This window comes from Kitasatospora sp. NPDC127116, assembly GCF_042677365.1.
Lineage (GTDB): Bacteria > Actinomycetota > Actinomycetes > Streptomycetales > Streptomycetaceae > Kitasatospora > Kitasatospora lactacystinica.
In genome coordinates this window covers 26,260-37,676 of the sequence record NZ_JBHXTL010000100.1, presented here as the reverse complement: position 1 = coordinate 37,676, position 11,417 = coordinate 26,260, and the positions used below count along the sequence as shown (strand labels likewise).

Here is an 11,417-nt window from a genome sequence, read left to right as displayed (position 1 = left end):
CGTACGGACTCAGGCGGGCCGGAAGCGGCGCAGCCGCAGGCTGTTGGTGACCACGAAGACCGAGGAGAAGGCCATCGCGGCACCCGCGATCACCGGGTTGAGCAGGCCGGCCGCGGCCAGCGGGATCGCCGCCACGTTGTAGCCGAAGGCCCAGAACAGGTTGCCCTTGATGGTGCCCAGGGTCTTGCGGGAGAGCCGGATGGCGTCGGCCGCCGAGCGCAGGTCGCCGCGGACCAGGGTGAGGTCGCCGGCCTCGATGGCGGCGTCGGTGCCGGTGCCCATCGCCAGGCCCAGGTCGGCCTGGGCGAGCGCGGCGGCGTCGTTGACGCCGTCGCCGACCATCGCCACGACCTTGCCCTCGGCCTGCAGCCGCTTGACGGTGTCGACCTTGTCCTGCGGCATGACCTCGGCGATCACGTGCTCCGGAGCGATGCCGACCTCGGCCGCCACGGCCTCGGCGACCAGCTGGTTGTCGCCGGTGAGCAGCACCGGGGTCAGGCCCAGTGCGCGCAGCTTGCCGATCGCCTCGGCGCTGGTCGGCTTGACCGCGTCGGCGACCTCCAGCACGGCCCGTGCCTCGCCGTCCCAGCCGACCGCGATCGCGGTGCGGCCGGCCGCCTCGGCGGTGCGCTTGGCCTCGGCCAGCGTCTCGGGCAGGTGCTGCGACCACGCGTTCAGCAGGGCCTCCCGGCCGGCCACCACGGCGTGGCCGTCCACCACGCCCTGGACGCCGAGGCCCGGGACGTTCTCGAAGCCCTCGACGGCGGGCAGTTCGCCGGCCTTGGCGGCGGCGGTGGCGATCGCCCGGGCGATCGGGTGTTCGGAGGCGTGCTCCAGGGCGCCGGCCAGGCGCAGCACCTCGGCCCGGTCCACGCCCTCGGCGGTGTGCACCGCGAGCAGGGTCATCTGGCCGGTGGTGACGGTGCCGGTCTTGTCCAGGACGATGGTGTCGACCTTGCGGGTGGACTCCAGCACCTCCGGGCCCTTGATCAGGACGCCCAGCTGGGCGCCGCGGCCGGTGCCGACCAGCAGGGCGGTCGGGGTGGCCAGGCCGAGGGCGCACGGGCAGGCGATGATCAGCACGGCCACCGCTGCCGTGAAGGCGGCGGTCCAGCCCTCGCCGGTGCCCAGCCAGTAGCCGAGGGTGGCCACCGCGAGGGTGATCACGATCGGCACGAAGACCGCGGAGATCCGGTCGGCGAGGCGCTGGGCGGCGGCCTTGCCGTTCTGCGCGTCCTCGACCAGCCGGGCCATCCGGGACAGCTGGGTGTCGGCGCCGACCCGGGTGGCCTCGACCACCAGGCGCCCGCCCGCGTTGACGGTGGCGCCGGTGACGGCGTCCCCGACCCCGACCTCGACCGGGACGGACTCGCCGGTCAGCATCGAGGCGTCCACGGCCGAGGCGCCCTCGACCACCACACCGTCGGTGGCGATCTTCTCGCCCGGCCGGACCACGAAGCGGTCGCCCACCGCGAGGTCCGCGATCGGGATGCGCAGTTCGGTTCCGCCGCGCAGCACCGTCACGTCCTTGGCGCCCAGTTCCAGCAGCGCCTTGAGCGCGGCCCCGGCGGTGCGCTTGGAGCGCGCCTCGAAGTAGCGGCCGGCCAGGATGAAGGCGGTGACGCCGGCCGCCGCCTCCAGGTAGATGTTGGACGAGCCGTCGCTGCGGCCGATGGTGAACTCGAAGCCGTGCCGCATGCCCGGCATCCCGGCGTCGCCGAGGAACAGCGCCCACAGCGACCAGAGGAACGCGGCGAGGGTGCCGAGCGAGACCAGGGTGTCCATGGTCGCGGCGCCGTGCCGGGCGTTGGTGAACGCGGCCCGGTGGAACGGCCAGGCGGCGTAGGTGACGACCGGGGCGGCGAGGGTCAGCGACAGCCACTGCCAGTTGTCGAACTGGAGGGCCGGCACCATCGCCATCGCGATCACCGGCACGGCGAGCGCCACCGCGGTGAACAGCCGCTGGCGCAGCGGGGCCAGTTCGTCGGCCGGCCCGGGCCGCTCGGCGTCCGCGCCGCCCGCCGCGGCCGGGGGCGCGGGCAGCGCGGCGGTGTAGCCGGTGGCCTCGACGGTGGCGATCAGGTCGGCGACCTCGACCCCGCCCTCGAAGGAGACCTTCGCCTTCTCGGTGGCGTAGTTGACGCTGGCGGTGACCCCGTCCATCCGGTTGAGCTTCTTCTCGATGCGGGCCGCGCAGGAGGCGCACGTCATTCCGCCGATCGAGAGTTCCACCTCCGCGGAGGCGGGTGCCTGGGTAGTCATCGTCGCTCCTCGTGACGTCGTCGTGCGGTACGTTCGGCGGCCGGGCCTTCATACCTAGGAGGGGTATCGGGCGGTGCCGGGTTCATTTATACCCCCGAGGGGTATCGACCGCAAGGGTTGAGCGATACCCCTGGCAGGTATTTTTCCGGGGCGGCGATCGCTTGACTCGATACCCCCATGGGGTATTCACTCAAGGCATCGAACCCCGCCGGAACCCCGAGGAGGACCCCATGGCCGGCTACCACGACGACAAGGACCGGCTGCTGCGCCGACTGCGCCGCGTCGAGGGCCAGATCCGCGGCCTCCAGCGCATGGTCGACACCGACACCTACTGCATCGACACGCTCACCCAGGTCTCGGCCGCCACCAAGGCCCTCCAGTCGGTCGCCCTGCAGCTGCTCGACTCCCACCTCGCCCACTGCGTCCACGACGCCATCGCGGCCGGCGGCGCCGAGGCGGACGCCAAGGTCGCCGAGGCCACGCAGGCCATCGCCCGGCTCATGCGGGCCTGAGCGCCCGCCCCACCCCCCCTTTCGCTCCGCGCCACGAGGAGAAACCGCGTCATGAACACCCCGCTGCGCATCACCGCCTTCGCCGCCGGACTCGCCGCCGCCTTCGGCCTCGCCCTCGGCGTCGGCCACGCCACCGGCAGCGGCGACCCCTCCCCCAAGCCCGCCATGGCCGGGCACGCGGGGCACACCGAGGAGTCGGGCGGCGGCGCCGAGCACCTGCCCGGCGGGCTCCAGATCTCCGAGCGCGGCTACACACTCAGCGTCGACAACGCTTTCGTGACCGCCGGCTCCCCCACCGACCTGCGCTTCCGCATCCTCGGCAGCGACGGCAAGCCCGTCACCGCCTACCAGCAGGAGCACGAGAAGGACCTGCACCTGATCGTCGCCCCGCGCGACCTGTCGACCTTCCAGCACCTGCACCCGACCCTGGCCGCCGACGGCACCTGGAGCGCCCGCACCGCCGTCCCCGCCGCCGGGGAGTACCGGGTCCTCGCGGACTTCACCCCGGCCGGCGCCGCCGAGGGACTCACCCTCGGCGCCGACCTGCACGCCGCGGGCGACCTGCGGCCCGCCCCGCTGCCGGAGACCGGACGGACCGTCACGGTCGACGGCTACACCGTCACCCTGGGCGGCGACCTCACGCCCGGGCGCAGCGGCAGGCTGACCCTGAGTGTCAGCAAGGACGGCAGGCCCGTCACCGACCTCCAGCCCTACCTCGGCGCGTACGGCCACCTCGTCGCGCTGCGCGCCGGCGACCTCGCCTACCTGCACGTCCACCCGGACACCGGCGCCCCGGGCCCGGAGATCGGCTTCACCACCACCGCCCCGAGCACCGGCGGCTACCGCCTCTTCCTGGACTTCAAGCACCAGGACACCGTCCGCACGGCGGCCTTCACCGTGACGACGGACGGCGCCGCCGGGGCCCCGGCCCCCGCCGACCACCAGCACTGAGCGGGCCCGTCCGCGGGGCGCCGGACGATCCCGCGCCGACCGCCCCGCCCGGACGGCGCGTACGACGCGTACGACCGCCCCGCTCGTACGACGCGTACGGCTCGTACGGCCGCGGGCCGCCGGTCCGCGTCAGCGGGAGCAGCCGATCCCCCAGGCCGCGGCCCGGGCCGCGGCGGCCGCGCGGTTGGGGAGGTCGAGCTTGGCGAGGATGTGCTCGATGTGGGTCCCCACCGTGCGCGGCGTGATGTACAGCCGCTCGGCGATCTCCCGGTTGGTGCGGCCGGCCGTCAGTTCGGCCAGGACCTGGAGCTCCCGGGGCGAGAGTCCGCCGGGCCGGGCCGACGCGGGCGGGACGGCCGCGGTCGCGCCCTCGGGCCGCGAGCCCGCCCGGGGGGCGACGGCCGCGGCGAGCGCCTCGCTGAGCAGGGTGACCACGGCCCGGGCGGGATCGGGCGCGCGCCGCGGCCGACGGGTGCTCACGTTCAGCATCCCGACGTACCGGCCGTCGACGGCGAAGAGGCACTGGGCCACGCCGTCCTCGATGCCGAGGGGGCGCAGCACCTCCCGGAAGCCCGGTGAGGCCGCGAGGAGCCGCCCGGGGACGTCCCCGAGCCACAGGCCGCCCCGGGCCGGACTGCGGAGCACGGGGAACACCGGATCGCGGTGCAGGCGGGTCTCGATGTACGCGGTGGCGTCGTCCGGGTAGCTCCCGGCCAGGGTGGTGTGGTGCCCGCGCAGCGGATCCCACCGGGCCAGGGAGGCGTGGTCGTACTCCATCACCTCCGACAGTGCCGCCAGGACCGCGTCGAGGCCGGTCGTACCGGCCGCGGCACCCCTGGCGGCCTCGCGGACCCGGACGGCCGCGTCCAGGATGTCCGTCCCGTTCCGTTCCGCCCCGCTTCGCTCCGCCGCCACCGTCCAAGGATGATCATGTGCCCGGAGTTACGTCAATCGCGCAGGGCGTCGTGCACGATCCGCCCGTCCATGACGGTGAGGAGGACGGGCATCGTCGGGATGTCGCGGGGATCGGCGGCGAGCAGGTCCCCGTCGAGCACGCACAGGTCCGCGGCCTTGCCCGGCTCCAGGGAGCCCTTCCAGTCGTCGGCGAAGTCCTGCCAGGCCGCGTCGATCGTGTAGGTGCGCAGCGCCTCGGCCAGCCCGATGCGCTGCTCGGGGCCGCTGACCCGGCCGGCGGCCTTGGACTCGCGCAGCATCATGGTGGCGACGCCCTGGCGCCAGTCCGGGTGGGTGACGGGCGCGTCGGATCCGCTCGTGACCCGCACACCGGCGTCGACGGCGTCGCGGTAGGGCCAGGCGTACGCGGCCCGCTCGGCGCCGACGAGTTCCTCCTCCATGTCGGCGACGGTCCACTTGATGGTGGGGTTCATGTTGACGCCGAAGCCGTGCGCGGCCAGCACCTCCATGCTGTGCGCGGTGAGGAAGTCGCCGTGGATGACGTAGTGGCGGGCGTCGGGCCGCGGGTGCTCGGCCACGGCCGCGGCGAAGGCGTCCGCGACGGTGTCGATGGCCCGGTCGCCGGTGACGTGGACGCCCAGCTGGTGCCCGGCGGTGTGGGCGAGCCGGATCATGGCCCCGATCCCGGCGGTCCGCTCGGTGTCGGTGTCGCCGCCGACGCACAGGGAGCCGCAGCCGCCGCCGACGTACGGCTCGTGCATCCAGGCCGTCCTGTTGGGGACGATGCCGTCGGCGAAGACCTTGACCCCGTGGACCGCGAGGCGGCGCGGGTCCGTGTCGCCGGGCTCACCGAGGGCGGCGAGGCCGCGGGCGAACTCCTCGGTGGTGCTCGCCATGCCGGTGGGCAGCAGCAGGACGCCGACGCGGGCGGTCAGTTCGCCGTCGGCCAGCAGCCGGCGGTACACGTCGAGGGTCTCCTCGCCGAGCGCGCCCCGCATGATGCCCTCGCCGCCGGGGCCGAGCCCGGGCTCCGTGTAGCTGGTCACGCCGAGCCGGGCGAGGGTGGTGAGGGTCGTCCTGATCGCGGCGGTCCGCTCCTGCCGGCCGAGCGGCGGCAGCGCGTTCCGGACGAGGGCCTGGGCCCCCTCGTGGAGCAGCCCGGTGGGCTCTCCCGCCCCGTCCACCACGATGGCCCCGCCGGGCGGGGCGACGGTGTTCCGGTCGATCCCGATGAGCTCCAGGGCCTTGGAGTTGACCCAGGTGGCGTGTCCGGAGAAGGAGTACAGCACGACGGGGTGGTCCGGGCTCACGGCGTCGAGGTCGTGCCGCGAGGGCTGCCGCGAAGGATCCAGGAGGCACTCGTCGAGGTACCCGGTGTCCCAGCCGTGCCCGGTGGTCCACTGCCCGGCCGGGGTGCGTCCGACGGCCTCCCGCACCGCCTCGGCCACGTCCCCGAGCGAGGACACCGCGGGGTGGCCGAGGTCGAGGGAGAGCGGCGGCGTCGCCATGCCGAAGGCGCATCCGTGCAGGTGGGAGTCGTTGATGCCGGGAAGCAGCGTCGCCCCCCGAAGGTCGACGACCCGGGTGCGGGGCCCGATCAGCGGCGCGACGTCGTCCTTTCCGCCGACGGCGCTGATGACCGCACCGGTCACCGCCAGGGCCGAGGCGACGGAGAAGTCCGCGTCGACCGTGACCACCCGCCCGCCGAGAAACACCAGATCCGCATACGCCGCACACGTGTCCACAGGACGTCCTTTCGGGAACCGGGCGCACCGCGGCCACCCGTGCACGCTCCTGCCAGGACTATGGCCGCGCCCCCGCCGCCCGCACATCGGTCATCCCACCGATGCGCGCGGGCCCGGCGAGGTGGACGGGCCCGGCGAGGAGGGCGGGGCCAGTACGGCGGTCAGTGCGGCGGTCCGTGCGGCGGTCCGTGCGGCGGCGGCCCGGATCAGCCTGCCGCCCGCGGGAGTTCGCCGACACGGTCGACCGCCCCCTTGACGAGGACCGCGGACGTGCCGACCACCGTCCCCGCCGGCCCCGCCTCGCCGGCCTCGCTGAGGACCGTGCGCTCGCCGAGGAACGCGTACGTGGTCCGGTCGAAGACCCACTGCGTCTGCCGCCCGTGCGCCGTACGGGCCACGGCGACGCCCTCCCGGCCGGCGGCGTCCCCGGCCGACGGGACCACGGTGACCCCGGGGATCCGCTCGGCGGCCCGGTAGAGCGCGGCACTGACCCGCGGCGGCGCCCAGGTCTCGGCCAGCAGGTCGCCGATCGCCGCGAAGGCCCGCTGGTCCGGGTCCTGGCCGGCGCCGCCCCGGCCCGCACCGGCCTGGCCCGCACCGCCGGTCTGTTCCCGGATCAGCCTCAGCAGGGCGTCCGGGTCGGTGGGCAGGGAGGCGACGTACGCGTGGGTCGGTTCGCCGATCGACGGGCCGCTCCCGCGCGAGGCGTCGGGCCGCGGCGACGCCCCCGGCCGGTCGAGGAGGAGGACCGGCCCGTCCTCGCCGAGCCGGGTGTCGGGCCCGCCCTCCTCGCGCAGCAGGCCGGGACGGCTGCCGTCGGCGGACAGCCAGACCTGCCGGGTGTGAGCGGGAGCCATCGCCACGGGACCGCCCGCCGCACTCTGCGCGGCGTAGGCCACCCTGCTCTCGATGAAGACGAACCGGTCGGCGCCGACCGTCGGCTGCTCCGGCCCCGCCGCGGCGGCGAGCGCGATCCGGTCGAGGAGCCGAGCCGCTTCGGAGGTGACGGCGGCACCGCCCTGCGCCACCGTGCGGTCGCGCCCGGCCGTCCCCGCGCCCCCGAGGTCCACCGCCAGGACACCGGCGACCGCGAGCGCGCAGGCCAGCGCCGGCACCGCGATCCGGAACCTTGCCGGACGCCGGAACGGGGCCCGCGGGGCGGAGCGGCGGCCCGGCGGCTCCGCGGATGCGGCGGCCCGGCGCAACACCTGTTCCCTCAGCAGCAGTTGGCGATCCGCACCCAGGCCGGGCACCGCCGGCGGCGGCAGCAGCTCGGCGAGCTCGCGGCGCCCGGACTCCTCGGACGCGTCCGATCTCCCGGGTCCCCCCGACTCCTCGGGCTCCCTGGGCTCCTCAGGTTCCCCGGGCTCCCCGGACGACGGGCGCGGCCTACCGCGCCATGGGGTGGCGTTCATCCGTGGCTCTCCTGGGTCGACGGCCGGAGCGCGGGGAGGCGGCCCGGTACGGGCAGGGCGGGGGCGGCGGCACGGGCCCTGGCGTGCGCCCTGGCCGCGGCTCTGGCCTCGGCACGGGCCTCGGCACGGGCCTCGGCCTCGGTGAGTTCGCGCAGTCGGGCGCGGGCCCGGGACAGTCGCGAGCGGACCGTGCCGACCGGCGTGCCGAGCGCCTCGGCCGCGCTCGCGTAGTCCAGTCCGGCCCACACCACGAGGGTGAAGACCTCCCGGTCGCGGCGCCGGAGCCGGGCGAGCGCCCGGCGGGCGGCACGCAACTGCTCCACGTCCGCGAGGTGCGCGACCAGGTCGTCGGCGAAGTCCGGGACCGAACCGCGCTCCGGGATCCGGGCGAGCGCGAGGTCACGGCGCCGACGGGCACGGGCATTGCGGCGCATGACGTTGGTCGCGATCCCCAGCAGCCACGGGCGCAGCCCGTCGCCGTCGGGGTGCAGCCGCTCCCGGCCTCGCCACGCCTCCAGGAAGGTCGTCGAGACGACGTCCTCGGCCTCCGCCCAGTCGCCCGTCACGCGCAGGGCGTAGCGGTACAACACCTGGGCGTGCTCGTCGTACAGCTCGCCCAGGACGTCGGGGTCGCCGCGGCGAAGACGCGTTCTCATGAGTGCTTCCACACTCTGCCCTGCCCGGTCCGGCGCCCGGGTTCCGGTGACGTGCGTCACAGGAACTCCCCCGTCCGTCCGAGCAGTACAGGACATGACCGCAACCTCCGCTCCCCGTTCCGCACGCCGCTCCGTCGCTCGTTCCGTCCCTCGCTCCGCCGCCCGCTCCGCCTCCCGTTCCGCCTCCCGTTCCGCTTCCCGCCGGAACGCCCTCCGGGCCCTGGCCGTCGCCGTCGCCCTGGTCGGCACCTCGACCCCCGCCTTCGGCGGCACGGCCCTCACCGGCACGGCCTTCGCCGTGGAGCCGGAGACGTACACCCTCACCGTCAAGCACCTGGACCGCGCCGGCCGCGCGACCGCGCCGTACCGGACCAGCGTCACCGGGATCTCCGGCCCCGGCGCCGACACCTCGGTCCAACTGGACGCCCCCTCCGGCACCACCACCGTGCGGCTGCCCAAGGGCCGGTACCTGCTGGACAGCAATCTGACCTCGGGCCTGGAGCCGGGCGGAACGATCTGGACGGACTGGATCGTCCAGCCGCGCCTCGACCTCGACCACGACACCACCGTCACCGTCGACGCGCGGACCACCGCCCTCGTCGACGTCCGGCCGCCGGACGACACCGCGCGCTTCCGGCACAGTGGGATGTTCGTCGAGGTCACCCACGAGGGTGCCACCCGGACCGTCAACGTCGCCAACGGGTCGCCGAACCTGCGCGTCGCCCACCTCGGGCCGGAGACCGGGGCCGGGGAGGTGAAGCAGTGGTTCGACGTCAACTGGGAGACCGGCACCCGCGGCTACCTGCTCGGCAGGACCTTCTCCGGCACCCGCGCGCTGACCGGGCTCAGCAAGCACTACTCCGCGCGGGAACTGGCCACCGTGAACATCCGCGGTGCCGCCGGACCGGGCGGCGCCGGCACCGCGCTCGTCAGCCTCCAGCCGACCGACGGGGCGAGCATCGGCGAGTCCCGGAGCATCGCCACCCCCGGCACCGCCACCTTCCTCGTCGCACCCGAGCGCGGCACCTGGGACATCGGCGTCACCGTCCCCCGCGCCGACGGCAGCAGGCCGAACCACTACACCGCCGACCGCCTCGCCGTCCGGGCCGGCACCACGACCACCCACACCTTCGACGGCCCCGTCTTCGGCCCCGCACTCACCGACCGGCCCGCCGTCTCCCGCGACGGCGACCGGATCACCGCCGACGTCCCGCTGCTCGCCGACGGCGACGGCCACGCGCCGTGGACCCCGTCGTTCGACACCGCCCACACCTCGCTGTACCGCGACGGCGTGCTGGTCGGCGCCGCGTCCGGCGCGGCAGGACGCGGCGAGTTCACCGTGACCCCGGACAAGGCCTCGTACCGCCTGGCCGCCACCGCGACCCGCAAGGCCGCGGCCGGCGCGACCACCCGCGTCAACGCGTCCTGGACCTTCACCTCGGCCGCCACCACCGGGCCGACCGCCCTCCCGGTGAGCGTCGTACGGTTCTCGCCCGAGCTCACCCCGGCCGGCACCGCGACGGCCGGCAGCCCGCTGCGCGTCCCGATCACCGTGCAGGGCGCCGCCGCGGACGGCCGCGCCCGCTCCCTGACCGTCTCGGCCTCCACCGACGGCGGCGCCTCGTGGACCCGCCTCCCGGTCGAGGCCGGCGCCGTCACCGTCCAGAACCCGCCGGCAGGCACCGCCGTCTCCCTGCGCGCCGAACTCACCGACGCCGACGGCAACACCCTCGACCAGACCATCTCCGACGCCTACCGCACCCGGTGACCCCCGCCCACACCTGACGGCCGCCCACCGGAAGTCCCGGCCTCGCACGGGTGGAGTCCAGCGGGGTGGCCGGGCCGGTTCTCACCGGCCCGGCCGCCCATGACCGCCAACGGCAAGGGGCTCCCCGCGCCCGCCGGCCTCGCGGAACGGATCTGCGGGGGGAGTTCGGGGTCAGGCGGGGGTGGCGGTCAGGGGGCGGGCCGTCGGGTCGAGGTTGCGGTGGATCTCCAGTGCGGCGGTGGAGCGGTTCAGGGTGATGTAGTGCAGGCCGGGGGCTCCCTCGCGGAGGAGGCGCTCGGCCATCCGGGTGGCGTGGTCGACGCCGATGCGGTGGGCCGCCGCGCGGTCGCCGCGGGCCGCTTCCAGTCGCCGCGCCAGGCCGGCCGGGAAGGACGCGCCGCTGAGCTCGGCAAAGCGGCTGATCTGGCGCACGTCGGTGGCGGGCATGATCTCGGGGATGACCGGGGTGTCGCAGCCCGCCGCGGCCAGCCGGTCGCGCAGCCGCAGGTAGTGCTCGACCTCGAAGAACATCTGGGTGACGGCGTAGTCGGCGCCGGCGCGGCACTTGGCGACGAAGTGCCGGATGTCGCCGTCCCAGTCCGCCGAGCGCGGGTGGCGTTCCGGGAAGGCGGCCACGCCGACGGTGAACGCGCCGCATTCCTTGACCAGTTGGACCAGCTCGGCCGCGTACCGCAGGCCCTGCGGGTGCGGCTGCCAGGCGCCGTTGGGGTTGCCCGGCGGGTCGCCGCGCAGGGCGAGGACGTCGCGGATGCCGGCGTCCGCGTAGCGCCGCAGGACGGCCTGGAGTTCGGCGGTGGAGTGGCCGACGGCGGTCAGGTGGGCCACCGGGCGCAGGGTGGTCTGCGCGGCGATCAGCTCGGTGGTGCCGATGGTGCGGTCGCGCGAGGAGCCGCCGGCGCCGTAGGTGACCGAGACGAAGGTCGGCGCGACCGCCTCCACCCGCCGGATCGCCGCCCACAGGGCGCGTTCACCGGCCTCGTCCTTGGCGGGGAAGAACTCGAAGGAGTAGGTCCGCTCGCCGGCCGCGAGGATCTCGCGCAGGCCGCGCGGGGCGGCGGGCCGGGTGCTCTGGTCCATGGGGTTCACCTCTGGTGGTGGTGTCGGTCGTCCGGGGATGCGGGGCAGCTCCCCCACCTTGCCCGGGCACCCGCAACAGGACTGTCACAGCGCCG

9 protein-coding genes are annotated in these 11,417 nt (G+C 75.3%); 3 read left to right on the top strand and 6 right to left on the bottom strand.

Features of this window, described 5'->3' with window-relative positions; all coding sequences use genetic code 11:
- Positions 1-9 precede the first annotated feature (9 nt).
- Positions 10-2,262 carry a heavy metal translocating P-type ATPase gene (locus tag ACFVHV_RS31495; protein WP_380355590.1) on the bottom strand — a complete coding sequence of 751 codons (2,253 nt, stop codon included), beginning with the start codon at positions 2,260-2,262 and terminating at the stop codon, positions 10-12.
- A 197-nt stretch (positions 2,263-2,459) separates the two neighbouring features.
- Here ACFVHV_RS31495 and ACFVHV_RS31490 point away from each other — a divergent pair, with 197 nt between their 5' ends.
- Both ACFVHV_RS31490 and ACFVHV_RS31485 read left to right on the top strand, forming a co-directional pair.
- Positions 2,460-2,774: a metal-sensitive transcriptional regulator gene (locus ACFVHV_RS31490; RefSeq protein WP_359897476.1), complete on the top strand. Its 315-nt coding sequence runs from the start codon at positions 2,460-2,462 to the stop codon at positions 2,772-2,774.
- A 51-nt stretch (positions 2,775-2,825) separates the two neighbouring features.
- The gene (locus ACFVHV_RS31485; RefSeq protein ID WP_380355587.1) at positions 2,826-3,725 is read left to right on the top strand and encodes a hypothetical protein; all 900 of its coding nucleotides are present in this window, start codon (positions 2,826-2,828) and stop codon (positions 3,723-3,725) included.
- Positions 3,726-3,854: 129 nt separating this feature from the next.
- Here the strand turns inward: ACFVHV_RS31485 and ACFVHV_RS31480 are convergent, their stop codons facing one another.
- From ACFVHV_RS31480 to ACFVHV_RS31465, 4 genes are all read right to left on the bottom strand, one after another.
- Positions 3,855-4,640, bottom strand: a complete 786-nt coding sequence (locus ACFVHV_RS31480) for a LuxR C-terminal-related transcriptional regulator (RefSeq protein ID WP_359897298.1) — start codon at positions 4,638-4,640, stop codon at positions 3,855-3,857.
- A gap of 32 nt (positions 4,641-4,672) precedes the next feature.
- On the bottom strand, positions 4,673-6,355 hold the full coding sequence (locus tag ACFVHV_RS31475; RefSeq protein WP_380355584.1) for an amidohydrolase: 1,683 nt from the start codon (positions 6,353-6,355) through the stop codon (positions 4,673-4,675).
- 236 nt (positions 6,356-6,591) lie between these two features.
- Positions 6,592-7,800, bottom strand: coding sequence for a CU044_5270 family protein (locus ACFVHV_RS31470; RefSeq protein WP_380355581.1), 1,209 nt, complete (start codon positions 7,798-7,800; stop codon positions 6,592-6,594).
- The gene (locus ACFVHV_RS31465) at positions 7,797-8,456 is read right to left on the bottom strand and encodes an RNA polymerase sigma factor (protein ID WP_380355578.1); all 660 of its coding nucleotides are present in this window, start codon (positions 8,454-8,456) and stop codon (positions 7,797-7,799) included. Before ACFVHV_RS31465 ends, ACFVHV_RS31470 begins: the two co-directional genes overlap by 4 nt.
- 94 nt (positions 8,457-8,550) lie before the next feature.
- On the opposite strand from ACFVHV_RS31465, the gene ACFVHV_RS31460 reads away from it, so the two are divergent.
- Positions 8,551-10,224, top strand: coding sequence for a serine protease (locus tag ACFVHV_RS31460; RefSeq protein WP_380355575.1), 1,674 nt, complete (start codon positions 8,551-8,553; stop codon positions 10,222-10,224).
- Between the two features lie 171 nt (positions 10,225-10,395).
- Here the strand turns inward: ACFVHV_RS31460 and metF are convergent, their stop codons facing one another.
- Positions 10,396-11,322, bottom strand: a complete 927-nt coding sequence (gene metF, locus ACFVHV_RS31455; RefSeq protein ID WP_380355572.1) for a methylenetetrahydrofolate reductase [NAD(P)H] — start codon at positions 11,320-11,322, stop codon at positions 10,396-10,398.
- Between the last annotated feature and the right edge of the window lie 95 nt (positions 11,323-11,417).